Below are 21,768 nucleotides of genomic sequence, written 5' to 3' on the forward strand. Positions count from 1 at the left end.
TGTCGCGGGCATGTCGATCCGGCCCGAGCTCGTTCGTCGCCATGGTGAGCAGACGGTGTCTCGAGGGTGGCGCGGGGCACGCCTGTGCTAAGGAGTTTTCTCATGTCAAAGCTTCGGGTCAACGCATTTTCAATTTCCATCGATGGTTACGGCGCCGGTCCCGACCAGGGGCTGGACAATCCGCTGGGCGTCGGAGGCGAGTCGCTGCACGATTGGATGGTCGATACGCGAGCGTTCAAGAGGCTTCATTCCGAGTCCACCGGCAACGAGGTGGGCCGAGGAGGCGACGACGACGATTTTACGGTGCGCAGCTTCGAGAATGTTGGCGCCTGGATCCTCGGGCGCAACATGTTCGGGCCGGTGCGGGGCCCCTGGCCCGACGAGGAGTGGAAGGGATGGTGGGGCGAGAACCCGCCCTACCATGTGCCCGTCTTCGTGCTCACGCACCATGCGCGCGCGCCCATCACGATGGAGGGCGGAACGACGTTCCACTTCGTGACCGATGGAATCCACGCCGCGCTGAAACGCGCGACGGAGGCGGCGCAGGGCAAGGACGTCCGGCTCGGGGGCGGCATTGCCACCATTCGCCAATACCTCGCCGCGGGCTTGATCGACGAGCTCCACCTTGCGATTTCCCCTGTGCTCCTTGGGCGCGGTGAGCATCTCCTCGCGGGCATCGATACGGTGGGCCTCGGCTACAAATGCACGGAGCGCGCATTGACGGGCAAAGCCATGCATATCGTCCTGACCCGCTAACGCCGCAACGGAACGCGGTGCTTGGGCTGCGTTGGCGGAGGTCGCACGGGTGCGGCGGGGATGGGCCGTCGCACCACCAGGCCGTCCTCCACAGTGATGGGCTCTCCATGATGTTTCAGGTGCATGACGCCCTCGCCCTGGAGCAACTCGTATGTTGCCTCGGTAGCATTTACCGCAACTCGGAGTTGCATGCGGCGCCGCGTCAGGGTGAATGTCAGCCGCGTGAGGCCGTCCGGCAAACGCGGTGCAAAGGAGAGGTCCCCGTGGCAGTCGCGCATGCCGCCCAAGCCGGCCACCAGCGCGATCCAGGTCCCGGCCAGCGCCGCGATATGAAGACCGTTGCGCGTGTTCTTTTGGAGATCTTGCAGGTCCAAAAGGGCGCCCTCCGCGAGATAATCAAAGGCGAGCCGCAGGTGTCCGACCTCGGCCGCGATCACCGCTTGGGTGCACGACGAGAGCGACGAGTCGCGGACGGTGAGGCGCTCGTAGTAGTCGAAGTTTTTTGCCTTTTGCTCGGCCGTGAAGGCGTCGCCGCGCAAATGCATGGCCAGGACCAGGTCCGACTGCTTGACGACCTGTTTGCGATACAAATCGAAGTACGGAAAGTGGAGCAGCAGCGGGTATTGCTCGGCCTTCGTGTTCTCGAAATCCCAGATCTGGTGGCGGGTGAAGCCCTCGGCTTGTTGGTGCACCCCCAGGTCCTCGTCGAAGGGGATGAGCATGGCCGCGGCTGCGGCCCGCCACTCGGCCATCTCGTCGGCCGTCACGCCCAGATCGCGCGCGCGGATGAAATGCCGCTCGCAGGCCGACGCGGCGCCGACCATGTTTCGTTGCGCCATCAAGTTCGTATAGAGATTGTTGTCGGAGATGCAGCTGTATTCGTCGGGGCCCGTGACCCCGTCGATGCGGAAGTTGCCATAGACGTCGTAGTGGCCGAGCGCTCGCCAGAGGCGCGCGGTCTCGACCAGGAGATCCATGCCCGTTTGCTCCTCGAAGGCGAGATCGCCGGTGACTTCGACATAGCGGATCACGGCGTCGGCGATGTCGGCGTTGACGTGGAAGGCGGCGGTGCCGGCGGGCCAATAGGCGGAGCATTCGTCGCCCGTGATGGTTCGCCAGGGGAAGGCTGCGCCGGTGAGGCCGAGCTGGCGCGCGCGCTCTTGGGCGATGCCCAAGGTCGATTTTCGCCATCGCAAGGCGTCGGCGACCGAGTCGGGGTTCGTGTACGTGAGGACGGGGAGCACGAAGGTCTCCGTGTCCCAAAAGGCATGTCCATCGTAGCCTGGACCCGTCAGACCTTTGGCAGGAATGGCGCGGTTCTCGGCGCGGGCGCCGGCTTGCAGCACGTGAAATAACGCGAAGCGGACGGCTTGTTGGATTTCGGTGTCGCCTTCGAGCTCGACGTCGGCCCGCTTCCAGAACGCGTCGAGGTAGGCCCGCTGCTCGGCCATGAGACCGTCGATGCCCGCGTGGTGCGCCGAGGTGAGCGCGGCGCTGACTTGATCGCGCACGGCGGGCAAGCTGCGCTGGCGCGACCAACCATACGCCACGAACTTCACCACGCGCAGGCTCTGCCCGGGCTGGAGCACGTCGGTCACCGTGACCCGGCCGATGTCCGCGGCCGCGTGCGCGCCGATGCGCACTTGCGCGGTGCCCGCGACGATGTGATCCATGGCCGCCGCCATGCGAATGCCGCTTCGGTTCGTCTCGTGGACCAGCTCGATCATCGCGTCGCGCGCCTCGAACTCGAGCGAGCGAAGCGGCGCCTCCAAGACGGCGGCCTCGCGCGGATCGCGGCCCATGGGGGGCATTTGCTCGTTGGCCATCAGCTCGGACTGCAGCACCACGGTGGCCGGCCCGTCGAGCGGCTCGACCTCGTACACGATGGCCATGAGCGAGCGGTGCGTGAACGAGACCAGGCGCGTGGAGGTGACGCGGATGGTGCGGTGCGCCGGGGAGGTCCACTCGGCGATGCGCGTGAGGGTCCCCGCGCGAAAATCGAGGTGGCGCTCGTGCTTGCGCAGCTCGCCGTAGCGCACGTCGAAGGGCTCGTCGTCGATGAGCAGGCGCAGGATCTTGCCGTTGGTGACGTTGATCATCGTCTGGCCCGCCTCGGGGAAGCCGTAGCCCGCCTCGGCGTAGGGAAGCGGACGCAGCTCGTGCAAGGCGTTGAGGTACGTGCCCGGGAGCCCATGCGGCTCGCCCTCGTCCAGGTTGCCACGAAGGCCGATGTGTCCGTTCGAGAGCGCGAAGAGCGACTCGCTCTGCGCGATGAGGTCGAGCCGCAGCTCCGTCTCCGTGAGCCCCCACGGCTCGACGGTGTACGCGCGTTGCTCGATCATGAGCGCACGCTCGCCGCGCCGAGGAGCTCGCCCAGATCGGCGACCACGATGTCCGCGCCGTGCTTCGCGAGCTCGGCGGCTTGCCCCACGCGATCGACGCCCACGACATAGCCGAACTTTCCTGCGCGGCCCGCCTCCACGCCCGCGAGCGCGTCCTCGAAGACCGCGCCCTCGGCGGCCTCGACGCCGAGCGCGCGCGCGCCGGCCAGATACGAATCGGGCTCGGGCTTGCCGCGCAGGTTCTCGCGGATGGCCACGAGCCCATCGATGCGCACGTCGAACAAAGCGTCGATCCCGGCTCCAACGAGCACGTCGTGGCAGTTGGTGCTCGCCGAGACCACCGCCGTGCGAAGCCCTGCCGCGCGCGCCGCCCGAACATAACGGACGGAGCCCTCGTACGCTTCGACCCCGCGCGTCCGAATGAGCCCGAGCAGGATCTCGTTCTTTCGATTTCCCAAGCCGTGAATGGTCTCGGCGGAGGGAGGATCGTCGAGAGAGCCCTCGGGCAGATGGATCCCGCGGGAGGCGAGGAAGGAGCGCACGCCGTCGGCGCGCGATTTACCGTCCACGTACACGTCGTACTCGTGCAGCGCGTCGAAGGGGACGAAGGGCTCGCTGCCTGCGCGCCTGGAGAGGTACTCGTCGAACATCTCCTTCCATGCGGCGGCGTGCACGATTGCGGTTTGCGTCAAGACACCATCCATATCGAAGAGGCAGGCGCGGATTCCAGTGGGAAGGCCGAGCGGCGTGGTCGAGGTGGTCATATGGCTCCTGTCGGGGGTGGTGCGCATCGGTCACTCGTTGGGAGAGTATAGGGACGATCGTCAGCCCACGACGACCCTGCGTACGCAACTGACGCACGCCGCGCGGCCCAAGGCGCTCGAAAATGGCGATGCGGCGTTCGAAGACGGTGAAATCGAATCATCGTGCACGATTCGACTGGAATCGAAACGAAGCCGTACATGCGGCATGGCTGTTGCGATAGGGGGTGGCGCGGGTGACGGGAGCCATGGGGGGCTCGACATCGATCCCGCGCTCGACCTTACGCAGCAACGGAGACGACGATGCAATACCAACTCAATATCGATATCAGCAGCAAGGGCCTCTCGAACATCTACGACTCGGGACAGACGGTCACGCTCGTGAAGAGCGTCGTCACCGATCCGCTCTCAGGGGGAAATCTTCCCGTTGCTTGGTTGGCATTCCAGCCGCTTCAATCGAACCAGGTCACCTGGATGGTCACTTATTACATGTACGCCACGACGACCGTCATCCAGTCGGGCGCCACCATCAAGATGACGTCGAAGACCGATACACCCGTGCAGGCGGGGTGGACGTATCCTTTCGCGCAGGGGCAGTTCGGGTCCGTGTCGGGGACCGGGAGCACCTACAACGTGGAGAACCAATCCGCACAAGGAAAGTACCAGTTCGGTTTGGCGCAGCAGGCGCTCGTGAACAACGTCCAGACGATCGCTCCGCTCAACGCCGTTCCGGTCCTCTACAACGAGTCGGCGACCTTCACGCCCAAAGAGAACATCTCCATCTTCCTTTCGGGGGCGACGGACAACGGCTCCGTCATCAGCCAGGTCTCCAGCAAGGCCCTCGCCGTCACCCTGACCAGCCAGAACCCGGTCGCCAATATCGGCTTCAACGACACGACCAACACGTTCTACCTCGTCGGCCAGAGCCTGCAGTCGCCGGCCGAATTCGCGAAGCGGTTGGTGACGTCGTCGCACGAGCCGCGCATCCTGCCGGCCAGCGCGGGCGCACCGGGCCTCGTCACCGCCAACGGCAACGGTCATCAGCTGACGCGCTAAGCCGTATTTGCGCTGACTCGAGCTGGGTGCACCCGGCGTGCACCGACGATGGGCGGCAGGGGGGCGGGTCCGCCCTGCCGCTCATCGTCCGATTCGATTGGCATCGAAGCCGCACTTGGGGGGGCGATATCGACCTCGAACCGTAATGGGAGGGCGATATCGGCCTCGAAACTGCAATGGAGGCGATATCGGCCTCGAAATCGCAATGGAGACGATGATGCTGTACCAAATTCATATGGACATCGGCAGCGAGGGACTCCTGTACATTTACAAATCGAAGCAGGTGGTCACGATCGTCAAGAAGGTCGACTGCGGGGCGGAGACGGAGCACACTCCGGCCATCGCATGGTTCGCATTTCAGCCATTTCGGGTGAACTCGATCCTATGGTCTACGGCCTATTACATGTACGCGACGACCACCCCTCTCAGGGAGGGAGCCCTCATCCAAATCGCATCGCACACCGAAATGCAGCTGCGGCCGGGGTGGACCTATCCGTTCGTCGATGGGCTATTCGGCTCCATCCCGGGGCAGGGAGACACCTACAATACGGTGAATAAATTTCCCGATTGGAAGCAGGATCTCGCGTTCGGGCTGACGCAGCAGGTGAGCGTCAACAACGTACAGACCTCCGGCCCGCTGAACGCCGTTCCGGTTCCTCTCAACAAGACCGCGGCGTTCGCGCCGACGGAGACCGTGTCCATCTTCCTGTCGGAGGCGGAGAATACGAGGAGCGGCACCGTGATCGGCAAGATCCCGGCGGGCGCGCTCACCACGACTTTGTCGGGCGCGCAGCCCGATATCCACGTTAGCTTCGACGATAGAACGCATACCTTCGTCCTCGCCGGCCGCATGACGCAGACGCCCGCCGAGTTCGCGAAGAGGCTCGTGCTGGCTTCGGGCGAGCCGCGCGACCTTTCCATTGCGTCCGGCGCGACGGAAGAGCAAACCGTCATGCGATGAGTTATTGCATCAACATTGCCATCGACAGCGAAGGGCTGAAGAAGATCTACAGCGTGGGCCAGACCGTCACCCTCTGCAAGGGGGTGATGGGCCACGTGCAGTCGAAGGTCGCCGGACAGACGGGCTCCACCGTCGCTTGGATTGCGTTCTCGCCGCTTCAAAGCAATGACGTCGTTTACGACGAGCTGAGTTACTACTTGTTTGCGACGACCACGCCGCTGCAGTTCGGGAATGTCATCTCCATGAGCTCCCAGACCCCGAGCCCTGCGCAGGCGGGGTGGACATATACGTTCGATCAGGGCCACTTCTCGGGCGTGCCTGGCAGCGGCACCACCTACAATGTATACAATGGGGCGATAGCCACGACCATGGCCTTCGGGCTGGCGCAGAGCGCGTCCGTGAACAACGTGTCGGTGTTGGCACCGCAGGTCGCGCTGCCTGTACTTTACAATCAAACCGTGTTCTTTCAGCCGTCGACGACGGTGTCGATCTTTCTCTCCTCGTGTCAGGCGAATGGCACGATCCTCGGCGGCATCTCGTCGTTGGCCTTGGCGGTCACGCCCACGCGCGAGAAGCCCGCGGTCAACGTGGGGTTCAATGACGCCACCAATACGTTTTACTTGATTGGCTGATGCCGAATCGGGGCCGTTGCTCTACACTGCCGCGTATGCTCGCCCGTCACTTTGCGCCTCTCTTCCTCGCGCTCGTTTACGGCTGTGGATCCAACCCGGCCCCCGCTTCGCCGCCGCAGGGCACATCGTCGGCGGCCGCTCCCCCGACGTCGACGTCGGCCGAAACGGGCCGCGCGGCGGAGCCGGCCAAGCCGAGCGAGCCCGCGGGGCCTCCGGCCGATTGGCGCTTTGCGAAGCCGGTCACGGTGTCGGGGGCGAAGGGCATGGTGGTGACGGACAACGCGCTGGGCTCGAAGGTGGGGCGCGATATCCTGGCGGCCGGCGGAAATGCGGCCGACGCGGCGGTGGCCACGGCCTTCGCGCTCGCGGTGGTGTACCCGACGGCGGGAAACATCGGCGGCGGAGGCTTCGCGGTGACGCGCGTGCGGGGCGAGGTGCGCGCGCTCGATTTCCGGGAGACGGCGCCGGGTGCTGCGTCGCGCAATATGTATGTCGACGCGCAAGGCAAGGTGTCGAAGGAGGCCGTGGAGGGCCCCAAGGCGGCGGGCGTGCCGGGGAGCGTGGCCGGCCTCTGGGAGATTTACAACACGTTGGGCTCCAAGAAAAAGACGTGGGCCGAGCTGATCGCGCCGGCCATCGCGCTGGCCGAAAAAGGCTTCGAGGTCGACGAGGCGTTCCTCGACACCATCGGAAACGGCGGCCGCAGCGGCGCCTACGATCGCATCAAGAAGTTCCCTACGACGGCCGCGCTGTTTCTGCCCAACGGGGCGCCGCCCGCGAAGGGCTCGATGTTCAAGAACCCGGATCTCGCGGCCACGTTGAAGCGCATCGCGGCCAAGGGCCCGGCGGGCTTCTACGAGGGCCCCACGGCGGACGCGATCGTGGCGCAGATGAAGGACGGCGGCGGCATCATCACCAAGGCCGATTTGAAGGGCTACAAGGCCAAGTGGCGCCCGGCCATCGAGTTCAGTTATCGAGGCAACAAAGTGATCTCGATGCCCCCGCCCTCGTCGGGCGGCATCACCTTGGCGATGATCTGCCATATCCTCGACGGCTACGAGCTCGGCAAGCTGGGGTGGCAGTCGCCCGAGGAGCTCCACTTCGTGTTCGAGGCCATGCGCCGGGCGTTCGCCGCGCGCAACGAGAAGCTGGGGGATCCGGACTTCGTGAAGCTGCCGATCGATCAGCTGCTCTCGGAGGCTTGGGCCAAGGAGCAACGCTCGACGATCCAGGCCGAGAAGGCCACGCCCTCATCGGAGATCAAGAGCGGCACGGCCTCCGGCGTGGGGCCGCACACCACGCACTTTTCGGTGGTGGACGGCGACGGCAACGCGATCGCGCTCACCACGACCATCAACTGGTGGTTCGGCTCGGCCACGGTGGTGAAGGGCGGCGGGTTCCTCTTGAACAACGAGATGGATGACTTCGCGGCGCTCCCCGGTACCGCCAACGGCTACGGGCTCGTTCAAGGCGAGGCCAACGCCATCGCGCCCGGCAAGCGGATGCTCTCGTCGATGTCGCCGACCATCGTGGTGGGCGAGGATGGGAAGGTCAAGCTGGTGGCCGGGGCCGCGGGCGGGCCGACGATCATCACCGCGGTGCTTCAAGAGATCGTGAACCTCGTCGACTTCGGGCTGGAGCCGGGGGTGGCGGTGAGCGCGCCGCGCTTCCACATGCAGCACCAGCCCGATGTGGTGGCGTTCGAAAAGGGCGGGCTCGCGCCGGCCACGACGAAGCGGCTCGAGGCGATGGGGTACACCCTCAAGGAGATGCCGCACCTCGCCGATGCGCCGGCGATCGGGCGCAACGGCGGCAACTGGATCGGCGTCGCCGAGCCGCGACGGCTTGGCGGGCTCGCGGCGGGGCTTTGACCGTTACGGTTTGACCGCCTGCGAGGACGCGATGCGCTGGCGCAGGATGCGCGCGGCGTTCGCGAAGGTGGGGTTACCGGGTTGTTCGGCGGCAAGGCGCTCGTAGAGCTCGAGCGCCTTCGGGAGATCGCCGCTGTGGAATGCGTCCACGGCGGTGCGCTCCAGGGTGGTGGTCTTCGCCGCGGCGCTCGTGGGGGGTGCGACTTCGCGGGGGGCGGATGGGTAGACGATGATTCCCGTCGGCGGGGGGGCGGATTGGGACGCCGTGGCGGATTGCGGTGACGTGCCGGTCGCGGGCTGCGGCGACGTGCCGGCCTGCGGTGCGGTCGCGGGCTGCGGCGACGTGCCGGCCTGCGGCGCGTTCGCGGGCTGCGGCGCGGTCGCGGGCTGCGGCGATGCCGTCGCAGATTGCGGCGCGTTCGCGGACTGCGGTGCTGTACCGGATTGCGGCGTCGTCGTGGATTGCGGTGACGTCGCAGGCGGCGCGGCCGCCGATTGCGGCGCAACCGTGGGCACCGGACCAGCCGGCGCAGACGGCTTTGGCGCAGTGGACGAAGGGTTGACGAGCGACTTGATCGGAGGGTGCGCCTTGCGATGGCGCTGCGACCAGACGCGGCCAAGGAGCACACCGGTCATCGCCAAGGCGGACACGGTGACGAAGATGACGGCCGCCAGGATCCATTTGCGACGCGCTTCGCGGCGTGCGGCCGAGGGTTGCGTGGCTTGCGTCGGCTGGCTCAAATGGCTCGGCGGGCCTGGCTGGCTCGGCTGCGACTGCACCGGACGCGAATAGCTCGGCGGCGCGGATACCCGCGCCGACACCAACGTAGGCTCGACCACGCAGCGGGTGAGCGAGTGGTCCGACTGCGGCGGCTTGTCGGCCGGGGCTCGCTTTTGGGCGAAGTCGAACACGGTGGTCTCTTCGCCGATGCGCGAAGGGCGCGCGGTGTCGGGCCCGCGCAAGGCCACGGCGATGGCGCCGAACCGCAGGTAGCAGGTGGGGGTGAGCTCGGTCCAACGACGGGGGAGCGGTGCGCCGTCGACCAGCACCGGGGTGACGCTGTCGGTGCTGCACATGAAGAGGCGCTGCCCGTCGAAGTGCACGAACGCATGCACATCGAGCACGCCGCTGCCGTCGATGTGAAACGTACCCGTGCGGCCGATGGAAAACGCCTCGCGCGGCTCACCGGCGAAGAAGAGGAGCTCCGCCCCCTCGTCCAGCGCCAGCACGTATTTGAGGGCGCGCACCGCGGTTTGCGCGCCCCCGAGCGGTTCGGTATCGGGATCCATGACGGCCATCGACCTTGCTTTCATGTGTCGCTCCTCCCCTCGGAGCGCGCAAGGGCTCGCGCCGCATCGTACATCTCCGAGGGGAGCTCATAGCCTTGTGCACGAATGTGATCGAGCATGCTCGGGAGGATGCCGGTCGGCAAAAGCTCGCTCAGCACCTTACCATTGGCATCGATGCCCGAGACGTGCCGGAGGTAGAGATCGCGCACGAAATAGACACCTTGAGCAAGATCGAAGCCGGCGATCTCGGACACGTGCGTGATCTTGCGGCTGCCGTCGCGCAAGCGCGCCACCTGCACGACCACGTTGATGGCGGAGGCGATCTGCGCGCGCATGGCCACCAGCGGGATCGAGACATCGCTCATCATGGCCATCGTCTCGAGACGCGAAAGCACATCGCGCGGGTAGGTCGCGTGCAGGGTCGTCAAGCAACCGCCGTGACCGCTGGTCATGGCCTGCACCAAGTCGAGCGCTTCGCCGCCACGGATTTCGCCGATGACGATGCGGTCGGGGCGCATGCGCAACGTGATGCGAAAGAGCTGGCGGATGGTCACCTCGCCCCGCCCTTTCACGTCGGCCGGCCGCCCCTCCAAGGTGACCACGTGATCGCGCTGCAGCTGCAGCTCCTGCGAGTCCTCGATGACCACCACCCGCTCGTCCTCGGGGATGAAGGCCGACACGGCGTTGAGGAGCGAGGTCTTTCCGCTGGCCGTACCGCCCGCGATGACCACGTTCTGTTTGCACGCGATCAAGGTGGCGATGAGCTCGGCCGCGTCGCGCGTGATCGACTCGAAGCCAATGAGCTTCTCCACCGTCAGCTTCTCGCGGAAGAAGCGGCGGATGGCCACGTACGGACCGCCGGGCCCCGCGGGCGGGAGCACGGCGGCGACGCGCGATCCGTCCGGCAAGCGCCCTTCGAGCAGCGGCCGCTCCTCGTCCGCGTGCTTGCCCACGTACTGCGCGGCGTTGCGGAGGGCCGAAAAGAGCGCCTTGGGATTGGGGAACTTCGCGGCCACCCGCTCCAGACGGCCGCGGCGCTCGATGAAGATTTTGCCGGGGCCGTTGATCATCACCTCGGTGACCGTGGGGTCCTCGAGGTACGGACGAACGGGGTGAAAGAACTCGAGCAGGGTGCCGGAGAATACTTCGTCGGGGATCATCGCGTTTGCTCCGGGGCCGTCGTGGCAGGGGTCAGGGTCGCGGGGGTCGCCGTCGCGGGGGTCGCCGTCGCGGGCAGCGTTGCGGGGCTCGTCGAAGGTGTCGTGGGGACAGCCATCACGGGCGCCTCCGACAAGGGGGTCATGGTCGCGGGGGTCGCCATGGCGAGCCGCAACATGAGCGAGCTCTTGGCCTCGTCCGCGTGCTCGCCTTTGGGCGCGAGGCGCAGGTACTCGCGGAAGTACGGATCGGCGGCCACCCGGTCGGTGAGCTCGTCGCGAAAGAAGACGGCCACGGCGAACTGAATCTCGGCGTCGTCGGGCAGCTGGTGCGCCGCCTCCTCGAGGTAATCGCGCGCGCGCGCCCGCTCGCCGATCGAGACGTAGAAGGCGCCGGCCACGAAGCGCAGTCGCGCATCCTTCGGACGCCGCGCGAGGGCGACCTCCGCGTACTCGGAGGCGAGCCGGTAGTGCCGCGAGGCGATGCACACCCGGAACAAGGCCGGGAGCACGGCGCGCTCGTCGCCGTGGGCGTTGAGCGCGGCCGCCAGGTATTGCTCGGCGCGCACCAGATCCCCGAGCTCGGCGTACGCCTTACCGCGCTCGTAGAGCAGCTTCGGATCGCGATCCTCGGGGAGCGGCGCGGCCGTCTTCGCGGAGCGCGCCCCGGAGGCGGAGCCGCAGGCGCCCAGGGAGAGCGCCGCGGCGAGGACGAGTGCGAGGCGTACGAGACGGGTCATCATGGTCTTCCTCATTTTCCGAGCGGCTTCGAGGTGCGGCGCTCCGCTTCCAAGGTGGCGTAGCGGTCGAGCGAGGCGAGCCACTCGACGTACTGTCCGCGGCGGTGCGCGGTCATGGGGATGAGCGAGGCGAGCTCGCGCTTGGCGCCGAAGGGATCGCCCACGCGGAACGCATGCTCGAGGCGCACGCGGCGCACGCGGTACTCCTCCTCCAGCTTCTTCCGCTGCGAGGCGGCCCCGGCCCGCGACTCGCGCTCCTCGTCGGCGGCGCCGGCGAGGTGAAAGCACGCGGCGGCGCCCTCGAAGAGAAACACCGCGTCGACGGCGTCGCGCCGCGAGAACGGACCGCGCTCGCGTTTGGCCAGCGCCGTGCGCTGCTTGTCGGCGGCGAACGGCATTTGGAGCTCGCCTCCCTGAACGGGGCACGTCGCCACCGGCGCGTCGAAGAGGACCGGCGCCTCGGGGATCACCGCCTCGGCCGACGCGGCCACGCGCGAGTAGATCACGGTCGCGATGACGGCCACGATGGGGACCGGCAAGAGCAGCCAGAAGGGCGAGCGCCCGCGCTGCTTCGAGTCGAGATCCACCGACTCGACGGTGAGGGTGGTGCCGCCGATGGCCAGCACCTTGCCGGGCGCCCAGGGACCGCTCGCGTAGGGCGCGCCGTCGAGGCTGGGCGGGATGGCGTTGGTGCGCACCGAGAAGTGCACGCGGCGATCGCTGGCGAACACCTCGACGTGCTCGAGCGCCGCCACCTCGGGCGGCAGGCGCACCTCGCAGTGCGCGGCGCTGCCGATGAGCGCGCGCTCCGCGTCGACCAAGAACTGCTCGAAGCGCCCGTCGGCGTGGCGAACTCGGAACTTCAGACCCGTCTGCGTCTCGCGCGGTGTATTTTTCATTTCGAGCTCCCCGACATCATCCCGGAAGAAATCTTGTCGAGCATCATCGACGACGGAACGGCGATGAGCATCATGCCAACCCCGATGAGGATCATGGTGGGCAGCACCATCTTGGCGCGCATGTTCTCGGCCGCCTTCTCCGCCAAGTTGGACCTGCGCGTCCTCGCCGTCGCCGCCTGCACCTCCAGCACCGCTGCCACGGGGTTGCCGCGCTCCTCGGCCTGAATGAGCGCCTGCGCGAACTCGCGCACGCTCTCGATGGGGACGCGCGCCGCCAGCTCCCGCAGCGCTTGGGTGCGCGTGCGGCCGAGCTGCAGCTGCTGCAACATGTACGCGAGCTCCTCGCGCATGGCCTCGTTGGCCTTCGCCTTCTCGACCACCTGCTGCACCGAGCCCGGGAAGTCGAGGCCCGCGCTCATCGACAGCGCCATCAAGTCGACGGCGTACGGGAGCCCGCGGTTGATGGCCTTCCACCGGTTGACGCGCGCCCCATCGACGATGAGGTAAGGAACGCCTGCCCCGAGCGCGATGCCGACGGGGATGGGGAGCCAGGCGATGCTCATGTGCAAGAGATAAGCAGCGAGCGTGCCGAAGGCGCCCCCGACGATGCCGCCGGTGACGATGCAGGCGAAGTACTCGTCGGCGCTCATTCCCAAATAGTCGCCGGCGTAGGTCAAGAGCAAATCGAGCTTCGTGCGCGTGGCCGAGTCGAGCAAGGCCCCCACGCGCACCCCCATCCAGCGAACGAACGGCTCGATGCTCGCCCAAATCGGCTTGCGCAAGAGCGACTGCTGCCGTTTGAGCCCGCGCATCCCCAGGCGCGAGGTGGGCCGCGACGGGCGGCTGGCGATCCAGAACACGGTGGGCCCCACGGAGAGGACCAACAGCGCCACCATGGCGATGCGATAAAACGGATACGTCATGATTAGATATCCATCCGCGTAAAGCGGTAACCGAGGTAAAGCGCCGAGAGGTACATCACCACGCACTGCGCCACGACGAGCTGCCCTTTGACGGTGTCGCGCAGCGGGTCGAAGAACCCGGGCACGACGCGCGGGAGGAGGGTGGCGAGGATGGCGGTGATGGAGGCCGCGATGAGGAGCGATTGCCGCGCGCCCATGGTGACCTTGTCCGTCAGCTCCTCGAGCCGCTTCAACTCACGCAGCGAGTTGGCGGTGCCCTCGAGGATGCGCGGCAAATCGCCGCCCGTCTGCCGGCCGATGAGGAGCGCCGACACCACCACGTCGAGCGACGTCGACTGCGCGCGCTCGGACATGGCGAGCAGCGCCTCCTCGAGCGTGCTGCCGATGCGCACCTGTTTGAGCGCCGTCTCCAGCTCCTCTTTCAGGGGCTTGGCGGTCACGTCCAAGGTCACCCAGAGCGCGTCGCCGATGCTGGCCGTGGTCTTGAGCGCGTTGGCGAGCGCCAAGGTGAAGCCGTGCACCTGATTGTCCAAATTCCGCCTTCGCCGGATGGCCATCTGGCGAATCACCACCGGAGGCACGATCAACGCGGCCACCGTGGCGGCGAGGAGCGCGTCGTTCTTCACGAAGCCGTACACCGCCAGGAGCGCGATGGCGCCGATCAGCTGCAGCCACGCGAAATAGGCGCCGCGCGGGGGGAGGAACATGCTGCGCAGGTGCACGTCGAGACCGGCCGCGTACCCTGCCCCGGCGCGCCGCGCCACCCCGCGCGGATCGGTGCTCGATGTGTAAACGAAGGACGCGAGGCCGATCCAGACGAACAAAAGGCCGACCACTTCGTACGTCGTCCTTGGAATCTCTCCGCGGCCAACCGCCTGGAGGAAGCGAAGCACCGTCTCTTTCATAGGTAGGGTCCTCCCTTCTTGATCAAGCCGCGTACCAACATCTCGTCGATGAAGCTCGGCAGATAACCGGTCGCCTGATAGTCGCCGAGCACGGTGCCGTCTTCCTCCACACCCGTGCGATCGAACTCGAAGATGGTGCGGGTCTCGAAGTGGCCCGTGGGGTCGAGCTCGTCGAGCTCCGAGATATGCGTGATCTTGCGGGTGCCGTCCGACATACGCGACTGCTGCACGATGACGTGGATGGATCGCCCGATTTGCTCGCGGATGGCGCGCGACGGCAGATCGAGGCCGGCCATCAAGGCCAGGGTCTCGAGGCGGGCCAGCGCCTCCTCCGGCGAGTTGGCATGGATGGTCGTGAGTGATCCATCGTGGCCAGTGTTCATGGCTTGGAGCATGTCCAGCGCCTCGCCGCCGCGGCACTCGCCGACCACGATTCGGTCGGGGCGCATACGCAGCGCGTTGCGCACCAGATCGCGGATGGTGAAGGCGCCCTTGCCCTCCATGTTGGCGACCTTGGTCTCCAGGGTGACCACGTGGGGCTGATTCAACTGCAGCTCGGCGGCGTCCTCGATGGTGACGATGCGCTCGTCCTTGGGAATGGCGGCCGACAGAATATTGAGCAAGGTGGTCTTGCCGCTGCCGGTGCCGCCCGAGATGAGGATGTTCTTCTTGGCGATTACGCACCGCTCCAGGAAGCGCGCCATCTGCCGCGTGATCGATCCGAGGCGGACGAGATCGTCGGTGGTGAGGCGGCGCTTGGGGAATTTCCGGATGGTGATGCAGGATCCGCGCAGCGCCAGGGGCCGGATGATGGCGTTGACGCGCGACCCATCGCGGAGGCGGGCGTCGACCAGCGGCTGCGACTCGTCGATGCGCCGTCCCAAAGGTGCCACGATGCGCTCGATGACCGCGCGTACCCGCTCGTCGTCGGTGAACACCGTGTGCGTCGGCTCCAGCTTGCCCGCGCGCTCCACGAAGATGGTCACCGGGTCGACGACCATGATCTCCGTGACCGAGTGATCGGCCAGGAGCGGCTCCAGCGGCCCGAGGCCGAGCGCCTCCTCCACCAGCTCGCCGATGAACTCCTCGCGCGAGATGGTCTCCGGGATCTCCTCCTCCAGATCGCGCACGATGCGCTTGAGGGCCGTGAGCACGCGCGGGCGGAGCGAGGGATCGTCGGCGCGCGTGGGATCGATCTTGGCGAGGTCGAGGTTCTTGAGGAGCTCGAGGTGAATGCGCCGCCGCAGGGCGACGATGTCGAAGGCATCTTCCGAATCCGGCCCGACGATCCCTGGGGGGGAGGGAGCTTTCGCCTCGGGCGACGACGAAGGCCTCGCCCTGCGCACTCCCCCGGCGGGCGTCGCCGGAGGCGCCGGCGGAGGCGCCGGCGGCGGCACCAGCACCTCCGCGTTCGGATCCACGTCCCCCACCGTCACCGAGAACGGCCCAATCCGCACCGAGGTCCCATACGCGAGCTCCTGCCGCGCGCGGTGCAGGATCAACCCCGGCGCCACCTCGGTGCCGTTGCTCGACACATCCTCGACGATGAACGTGGCCGCGCCGAGGAGGAGCTTCGCGTGCGTGCGCGACACCAGATCGGCGTCGAGGCGCAGTTGGCACTCGGTGTGGCGACCCACCACCAGCACCGCGGGCGCCGCCACGAGCATGGTGGAGACGTCCGTCTCTCGATTCGCGACTCGAATGGGTACCTGCATGGCATCACCGGTAATTCGGAGGCGTTTTGGAGTAAGCGTTCACGCTGTCGAGGCTGCCGCTGTAGTCCTCGTACTGCTTCATCGCCGTGTCGACGATGTCGTACGCGCGCCGCGGCACCGACTCTACGATGCTCGGTACGATGAACACGGCCCCCTCCAATTCAGCCTCGCTGTTCGTGTGGCCGCCGAACAAGAGGCCGAGCACCGGGATCTGACTGAGGAGCGGGATGCCGGTGACCGAGTGCGTCTGCGAGCTCGTACGGATGCCCGAGAGCACGATGGACTCACCGAGCCGCAGGTGCACGAAGGTGTCCACCTTCGACGTCTTTCGCCCGGGCAAGGAGCCGCCGGCCGGCGCCGTCAGGTCGCTCACGTTGGCCAGGACCTTCACCTCGAGCGCGCGCGTCACCGCGTCGTAGCGCGGGACCACCGTCACATTGGTGCCGAACTTGATCGGGTGCACGGTGCCGGTGAGGCCCGCGGCCACCGCGAAGTTCTGCTCGCCGCCGTTCTCGAACGTCGCCTCCGATCCGCTGGTGGTCACCACCGTGGAGTGCTTGAGCACCTTCGCCCAGCCGCGCGTCTGCGCCATATCGAGCGCGGGGAGCGGCTGCTGGAACGCGGCCGCGGCCGACGTGGTGTTGGTCACCAGATCGTGCGCGACCTGCACGGCGCCGGGGGCGATGCCGCCCGGCCACCTCACGCCGACCCCGTAGTTGGACGACTTGTCGTACTGAACGAAGTAAAAGTCGACCCGCACGTTGATCGTGTGCTCGATGCCCACGGAGCCGACCACCACCAGGGACTCCACCTGCCCCGGATAGAGGCCGGCGATGAGCGCCACCCTGCGCGCGTCCGCCTCGGTGGAGACGCCACCTTCGACGAAGAACCGGGTGCCCACCTTGCGGATGCGCAGACCCGTGTACCCCACGAGCAGCTGCTCCAGCTCCTGGTTCACCACGTCCGGCGAGCGCGCGTACACCGTGATCGCGTACGTGACCTGGGTGCCGTTCTGCATGAGCATCAGCACCGTGGTGCTCCCGGCCTTGAGCCCCACGAACACGAACTGCGACATCCCCGGCGCCACCTTCACGTCGATGATGCCCGGCGCGCCGACCGAGTAGCTCGTGACCCCTTGCGCCGGCAAGGTCTTGTTGTCGCCGACGATCATCGTCATTTCCACGGTGGTGGCGCGCGCAGGCCCCACGTCTTTGTCTTTGTCGCGTACCTGTCCGCTCGCATCCATGGTCGCGAAGGAGACGGCGAGGAGGAGACATGCAGCGGCCGTTCGTCGCATCGTCATCATCGCCCCGCCGATTGCATGGCCTGCGGACCCGCGGGGGCCGCCACCGCTTTGATCTTCTCCGGCTGCGTCACCAGCTTGTCCGATCCGTACTCGCCGAGGCCCTCTTGAATGCGGTTGTCCTCGGGGCTGCGCAGCGCCACCGACAGCTTGCCCTTGTCGGACGCGACGCCGAGGATCTGTGCGTTCTGCAAGGTCAGGCTGAGGGCCAGATCGCTGCCCTCGGTGTGGCCCGAGCGCCCGTCGCCGTCGTTGCTGCGGCCGAGCACCAGGACGTTTTGGAGGAGCACGACGCCGGTCTTGACGTCGTTGGTGCCGGGCTTGGAGAAGTTTCCAATCACGTCCACCCGGTCCCCCGCCCGCACCAGCATGCTCGACTTGGTGTCGGTATGAATGGTGACAGCGCGCATGCCCGGCTGCACCAACCCGCTGATGTCCCGTTTGTCGTCGTTGGCCAGGACGATGTCCGTCCACATGATGAGCTGCTGCGCCTCCAGGGGCGCGGCAATTCGCAAGTTGGCAATGCGCTGCCGATCGGTAGCTCGAATCGCCCGCGTCTCGATATACGACTGAGGGATGAAGCGCTCTCCGATGTCCTCTTCGCGAAGAATGGAGCCCGGCTCCAGAGTGCGCACTGCAACGAGCACCCCGATGCGCGGACCGCCCGAAGCCTCGGCCTCGAACCGCTTCAAGTATTGCCACAATAGGAACCCGCCGACGCTCGCGATCAAAATCGCGAGCAGCGTCGCACGCAGCTTCATGCCTCACTCCCTTCGAACGGTGGAACGATCGATGCTTATGATTCTCGATATGCTAACTACGATTGAACGAAAGTCGAGAAACGGTCATTCGAAAATTAGGAATACTGTATTTGCGATTGCGCTCGGTGCAAGCATGATCGGTTGTGGAGAACCAACGCCCCCTCCGTCCGTGGCCGTGGTGGTGCGCGCCCGCGCCGAGAATGGATCGCCGGTGGGCGCGGTCGAGATCTTCATGGGCCCGCGGCTGGTGGCGCGGACCGAAAACGACGGGCGCGCGCAGCTCGATGTGCGCGGCGCCGAGGGCGAGACGTTCTCGCTCCAAGTCAAATGCCCCGAGGGGTTCCGCTCGCCGGCAACGCTCCTTCCGGTGCGCAGCTTCGGCGTTGGCGCGGCCGCGCCCCCCGAGTACAACGTCGTGTGCCGCGAGACCCGCCACACGTTGGTGGTCGCCGTCCGCGCGACCGATGGACCGAACCTCCCCATCTACTACCTGGGGAAGGAAGTTGCCCGCACGGATCGCTCCGGGGGCGCGCACGTCAGCATGGACATGGAAGTCCACGATAGGGTTGAGCTGATGCTGGGAACGGCGGGCAAGGAATTCGAGAAAGTCCACCCTCAAAATCCCGCTGCTACATTTGAGATGCCCGATCATGACGACATTCAGGTCTTCGAAATGAAGTTCACACGCGACAAACCCAAGGTGGTCCGGCGGGCAAAACCGTCCGGCCCCGTGGTGTTCTGAGCTCGCACTCATCCCCGTACCCTCAGGTGCCTATGCGAGCCGCGTTCCAAGGCCACGATCGCGCATCAATTGCGCGGTGCCCGGGATGAACATCGAACAACGTTGCTTTGCGGGGGGCGCGATGGATGCGATAGTTCCGTGGAACACCTCTCTCCGCGAATCCCAGCGAGGTCGCCCCGATGCAGTCGCCTGTGCACCCGTCGTTGTCCGAAGAGACAGTCCTCCGCCCCAAGCGAAATACTACAACGACATCGTTTCAACTGACGTTTTTACGCGGCCCCGACGCGGGGGTCGTGCTGGTGGTCGACGGGGCCGCGGCATGTCCGGTCCTCCTCGGAACCAGTGAAGTCTGTTCGGTCCGGCTGCGCGATCCCGAGGTTTCCCGGCGCCATGTAAGCCTGGACGTGTACGACGCCTACCTGCGCGTCCGCGATCTCAGCTCGAAGAACGGCACCTTCGTCAACGCCACCCGCGTTGGCGAAGCGCTCCTCTGTGGGGGCGAGGAAATCCAGATCGGGTCGACGGTCGCGCGCGTCGATGTCGAGGTCAAGGCCAAGCCGATCCCCGTGTCGCCGGACACCAGCTTTGGCCCCGTGCTCGGCGCCAGCCTGGCGATGCGCCGGCTTTATCCGCTTTGCCGCAGGCTGGCAGAGTCGGATGTGCCGCTCGTGATCGAGGGAGAAACAGGGACTGGAAAAGAGGTCATGGCCGAGGCACTGCACGCGGCGAGCCGTCGTGCGTCAGGGCCTTTCGTGGTCTTCGACTGCACCGCGGTGCCCGCCTCCTTGCTGGAATCGGCCCTCTTCGGCCACGAAAAAGGCGCCTTCACCGGCGCGGCTACCGCACGACCGGGAGTCTTCGAGGAGGCGCACGGCGGAACGTTGCTCATCGACGAGATTGGCGATCTGGAAAAGTCGCTGCAATCCAAGCTTCTGCGCGCCATTCAAAAGTCCGAAATCCGAAGGCTGGGCGGGGCGCGATGGGTCAAGGTCGATGTTCGATTGATCGCCGCAACGCGCCGTGACCTCGATAAGGAGGTGCAGGCCGGCCGCTTCCGCGACGACCTCTTTTTCCGCCTTGCCGTGGCCCGCATCGCCCTTCCCCCGCTGCGCGATCGTCGCGACGACATCGAGCCCTTGGCGCGTCACTTCTGGGAGCTTTATGGCGGGCGCGACAAATCATTCCCCGTCCATTTGCTCGATCGATTGTTGAGCCATTCGTGGCCGGGCAATGTGCGTGAGCTAGCCAATACGGTGGCGCGGTTGGTCGCGCTCGGGGAGCTCGCCGATTCGTACTCCGAGCTTTTCCGCCAAGCCGCGCCGGAGGCCTCCGAAGAAGGCGGCGAGGCGGCCATGCCTCGCGATTTCATCGAGAACGTCGTCGGATTGAACCTGCCCTTGGCCGAGGCGCGCGAGCAGGTGCTGCGCGAGTTCGAGCGGCGCTATGTCGTCCATTTGCTGAAGCTGCATGGGGGCGACTCCGCCCGCGCCGCGGCCGCATCGGGCATCGGCGAGCGCTATCTCCGCATGATTCGCGCGCGCGTCCGGCCGGCATAAGGACCAGGGAGGACCCTGGAAGTCCCTCGTCTTCTGGAGAGCTCCTGGAGATCGCCAAGAGATCTGCGCGCGATCTCCAAGAGATAGAGCGCCCCGAAGGATCGCCAAAGATCCAGGGAAGGAACCAGGAAGAGGCAGGCGGAAGCCATCGTTCCGCGACCGGAACACCTGGTTCCGGAGGAACAGAAGAGTGCCGCCGGGGCGTACGTCGTTCTTCCAGTCTCCCTGTCGTCTTGTGGTTTTCAGCGGTGCATCGTCTCCCTCGCGGCGCTTTGGGGCCGTGGCACGAAGCGTGAAGTAGTAGCGGGCGTGGTCACCGCGACTCGATTCGCTCGGCCCCGCGCGCGAAAGCGCGCTCGTGCCGGCGGCTTCACGCCGCTCGAGCAAGTGCTCTCCATCGCGGCGCTTCTCGGCTGCTTCGTATATCCGCTGTCGCTCGCGGCGCGAGCTGCCGGGCAGCGCATTGCGGGGCAAATGGACTCCGCGCAAAAGACATTGCTCGAGCAACATCGCTGATCGTTTGTGCAACATTGTAATAAAAAAGAAGGAAGGGATCGACATGAACGCTATCGCAGTTCGCATTCGTCAAATTGGGCAGTTCGCTACGAACCTGGTGCGCGACGACCGCGGCGACATGAGCTACGCGGACAAGACGGTTCACATCTCGTCGGCGGCCAAGGTCGTCTTGGCGGCGACGGCGATCACCGCGGCAGCGGCGGGCGTAACGTCGGTCGCCAACAACGCGAACAGCTCGAGCGATCACACGAGCGAGCAAATCAACAACGCCACCGGCGCCTCGCACACCGGCTCCGGCACCGTGCAGGCGCCGTTCTCCAGCGGCTCCGGAAAAGGCCCCTAAAGCCTGCATGCGCCTAGGGCGCGCGAAGAGAAAGGAAAGACCATGAGAGCATTTGCAATCCGCCACGCGGTTCGTATCTCGTGGGCGCAGGTCCGAAGGCTCTTCGCAGACCGGCGCGGCAACAGCGATCTCACCACGTACATGCTGCTCACCGCCGCCGGAGCAGCCATGGTGGGGCTCACCGTACCCTCGCTGTTTCAGTCCTCGGACAGCGCCGCACGGACCTTCAAAAACCAAGTGGACGTGCTGGAGAAAGGAGCCAATGGGGGCTCCAGCGGAGGAAGCGGAGCCGGCGGCGGCGGCTCCGGATGGACCGTCAACGTCGGTAAAGACGGCGTGAACGTCTCCGGCCCGGGGGGGGTGAGCGGGTCGGTGGGCTCGGGCGGTGTTTCAGTGGGCTCGGGGGGCGGCGGTGGTGGTGGAGGTTCCTCTGGAGGGGGGAAGCTCAACCTCACCGGCAGCTCCCAAGGCCTCGGTCAGATGCAGCAAAGTGTCGACCCGCAGCAAACGAGTTTGTTTCGATAACACACTTTTACTCG

21 protein-coding genes are annotated in these 21,768 nt (G+C 66.3%); 10 read left to right on the plus strand and 11 right to left on the minus strand.

All coding sequences use genetic code 11. The annotated features are described in order from the left end of the window. The first annotated feature begins 102 nt into the window (after positions 1 to 102). Positions 103 to 756 (plus strand): dihydrofolate reductase family protein, encoded by a 654-nt coding sequence (locus LZC94_36570; GenBank protein ID WXB13345.1) that lies wholly within the window; start codon positions 103 to 105, stop codon positions 754 to 756. Here the strand turns inward: LZC94_36570 and LZC94_36575 are convergent. After that, a complete protein-coding gene (locus tag LZC94_36575; protein ID WXB13346.1) occupies positions 753 to 3,098 on the minus strand; it encodes a hypothetical protein in 2,346 nt (781 codons plus the stop codon). The two genes, LZC94_36570 and LZC94_36575, sit on opposite strands and share 4 nt — an antisense overlap. Beyond that, positions 3,095 to 3,889, minus strand: a complete 795-nt coding sequence (locus LZC94_36580; protein WXB13347.1) for a beta-phosphoglucomutase family hydrolase — start codon at positions 3,887 to 3,889, stop codon at positions 3,095 to 3,097. Before LZC94_36580 ends, LZC94_36575 begins: the two co-directional genes overlap by 4 nt. Positions 3,890 to 4,162: 273 nt before the next feature. On the opposite strand from LZC94_36580, the gene LZC94_36585 reads away from it, so the two are divergent. From LZC94_36585 to ggt, 4 genes are all read left to right on the plus strand, one after another. After that, positions 4,163 to 4,915: a hypothetical protein gene (locus LZC94_36585; GenBank protein WXB13348.1), complete on the plus strand. Its 753-nt coding sequence runs from the start codon at positions 4,163 to 4,165 to the stop codon at positions 4,913 to 4,915. Between the two features lie 214 nt (positions 4,916 to 5,129). After that, positions 5,130 to 5,876, plus strand: coding sequence for a hypothetical protein (locus LZC94_36590; protein ID WXB13349.1), 747 nt, complete (start codon positions 5,130 to 5,132; stop codon positions 5,874 to 5,876). After that, positions 5,873 to 6,508: a hypothetical protein gene (locus LZC94_36595; GenBank protein WXB13350.1), complete on the plus strand. Its 636-nt coding sequence runs from the start codon at positions 5,873 to 5,875 to the stop codon at positions 6,506 to 6,508. The genes LZC94_36590 and LZC94_36595 overlap by 4 nt, the downstream gene beginning before the upstream one ends. Before the next feature lie 35 nt (positions 6,509 to 6,543). Then, positions 6,544 to 8,379 (plus strand): gamma-glutamyltransferase, encoded by a 1,836-nt coding sequence (gene ggt, locus LZC94_36600; GenBank protein ID WXB13351.1) that lies wholly within the window; start codon positions 6,544 to 6,546, stop codon positions 8,377 to 8,379. A 3-nt stretch (positions 8,380 to 8,382) separates the two neighbouring features. On the opposite strand, the gene LZC94_36605 is transcribed toward ggt, so the two are convergent. From LZC94_36605 to cpaB, 9 genes are read right to left on the minus strand one after another with little or no spacing between them, the layout of a single operon-like run. Further along, positions 8,383 to 9,693 carry a hypothetical protein gene (locus LZC94_36605; protein WXB13352.1) on the minus strand — a complete coding sequence of 437 codons (1,311 nt, stop codon included), beginning with the start codon at positions 9,691 to 9,693 and terminating at the stop codon, positions 8,383 to 8,385. Next, on the minus strand, positions 9,690 to 10,829 hold the full coding sequence (locus LZC94_36610) for a CpaF family protein (protein WXB13353.1): 1,140 nt from the start codon (positions 10,827 to 10,829) through the stop codon (positions 9,690 to 9,692). The genes LZC94_36605 and LZC94_36610 overlap by 4 nt, the downstream gene beginning before the upstream one ends. Next, a complete protein-coding gene (locus LZC94_36615; protein ID WXB13354.1) occupies positions 10,826 to 11,569 on the minus strand; it encodes a hypothetical protein in 744 nt (247 codons plus the stop codon). The genes LZC94_36610 and LZC94_36615 overlap by 4 nt, the downstream gene beginning before the upstream one ends. Positions 11,570 to 11,577: 8 nt before the next feature. Beyond that, entirely contained in the window at positions 11,578 to 12,465 is an 888-nt protein-coding gene (locus tag LZC94_36620; protein ID WXB13355.1) for a hypothetical protein, read from the minus strand. Next, positions 12,462 to 13,388: a type II secretion system F family protein gene (locus LZC94_36625; GenBank protein WXB13356.1), complete on the minus strand. Its 927-nt coding sequence runs from the start codon at positions 13,386 to 13,388 to the stop codon at positions 12,462 to 12,464. The genes LZC94_36620 and LZC94_36625 overlap by 4 nt, the downstream gene beginning before the upstream one ends. A gap of 2 nt (positions 13,389 to 13,390) precedes the next feature. Next, positions 13,391 to 14,293, minus strand: a complete 903-nt coding sequence (locus LZC94_36630) for a type II secretion system F family protein (protein WXB13357.1) — start codon at positions 14,291 to 14,293, stop codon at positions 13,391 to 13,393. Further along, a complete protein-coding gene (gene tadA, locus LZC94_36635) occupies positions 14,290 to 16,008 on the minus strand; it encodes a Flp pilus assembly complex ATPase component TadA (protein WXB13358.1) in 1,719 nt (572 codons plus the stop codon). The genes LZC94_36630 and tadA overlap by 4 nt, the downstream gene beginning before the upstream one ends. Positions 16,009 to 16,012: 4 nt before the next feature. After that, a complete protein-coding gene (locus LZC94_36640; protein ID WXB13359.1) occupies positions 16,013 to 17,305 on the minus strand; it encodes a pilus assembly protein N-terminal domain-containing protein in 1,293 nt (430 codons plus the stop codon). 5 nt (positions 17,306 to 17,310) lie between these two features. Continuing rightward, positions 17,311 to 18,072 carry a Flp pilus assembly protein CpaB gene (gene cpaB / locus LZC94_36645; protein WXB13360.1) on the minus strand — a complete coding sequence of 254 codons (762 nt, stop codon included), beginning with the start codon at positions 18,070 to 18,072 and terminating at the stop codon, positions 17,311 to 17,313. Between the two features lie 37 nt (positions 18,073 to 18,109). On the opposite strand from cpaB, the gene LZC94_36650 reads away from it, so the two are divergent. The 5 genes from LZC94_36650 to LZC94_36670 all read left to right on the plus strand — a co-directional run bounded on the left by LZC94_36650 (position 18,110) and on the right by LZC94_36670 (position 21,754). Next, positions 18,110 to 18,814, plus strand: a complete 705-nt coding sequence (locus tag LZC94_36650; GenBank protein ID WXB13361.1) for a hypothetical protein — start codon at positions 18,110 to 18,112, stop codon at positions 18,812 to 18,814. A gap of 179 nt (positions 18,815 to 18,993) precedes the next feature. Beyond that, entirely contained in the window at positions 18,994 to 20,370 is a 1,377-nt protein-coding gene (locus LZC94_36655) for a sigma 54-interacting transcriptional regulator (GenBank protein WXB13362.1), read from the plus strand. A 309-nt stretch (positions 20,371 to 20,679) separates the two neighbouring features. Next, positions 20,680 to 20,886 (plus strand): hypothetical protein, encoded by a 207-nt coding sequence (locus tag LZC94_36660; GenBank protein WXB13363.1) that lies wholly within the window; start codon positions 20,680 to 20,682, stop codon positions 20,884 to 20,886. A 43-nt stretch (positions 20,887 to 20,929) separates the two neighbouring features. Further along, positions 20,930 to 21,229, plus strand: a complete 300-nt coding sequence (locus tag LZC94_36665) for a hypothetical protein (protein ID WXB13364.1) — start codon at positions 20,930 to 20,932, stop codon at positions 21,227 to 21,229. 42 nt (positions 21,230 to 21,271) lie between these two features. Then, positions 21,272 to 21,754, plus strand: a complete 483-nt coding sequence (locus LZC94_36670) for a hypothetical protein (GenBank protein WXB20381.1) — start codon at positions 21,272 to 21,274, stop codon at positions 21,752 to 21,754. Positions 21,755 to 21,768: the final 14 nt, after the last annotated feature.

The organism is Sorangiineae bacterium MSr11954, assembly GCA_037157815.1.
Lineage (GTDB): Bacteria > Myxococcota_A > Polyangia > Polyangiales > Polyangiaceae > Pendulispora > Pendulispora albinea.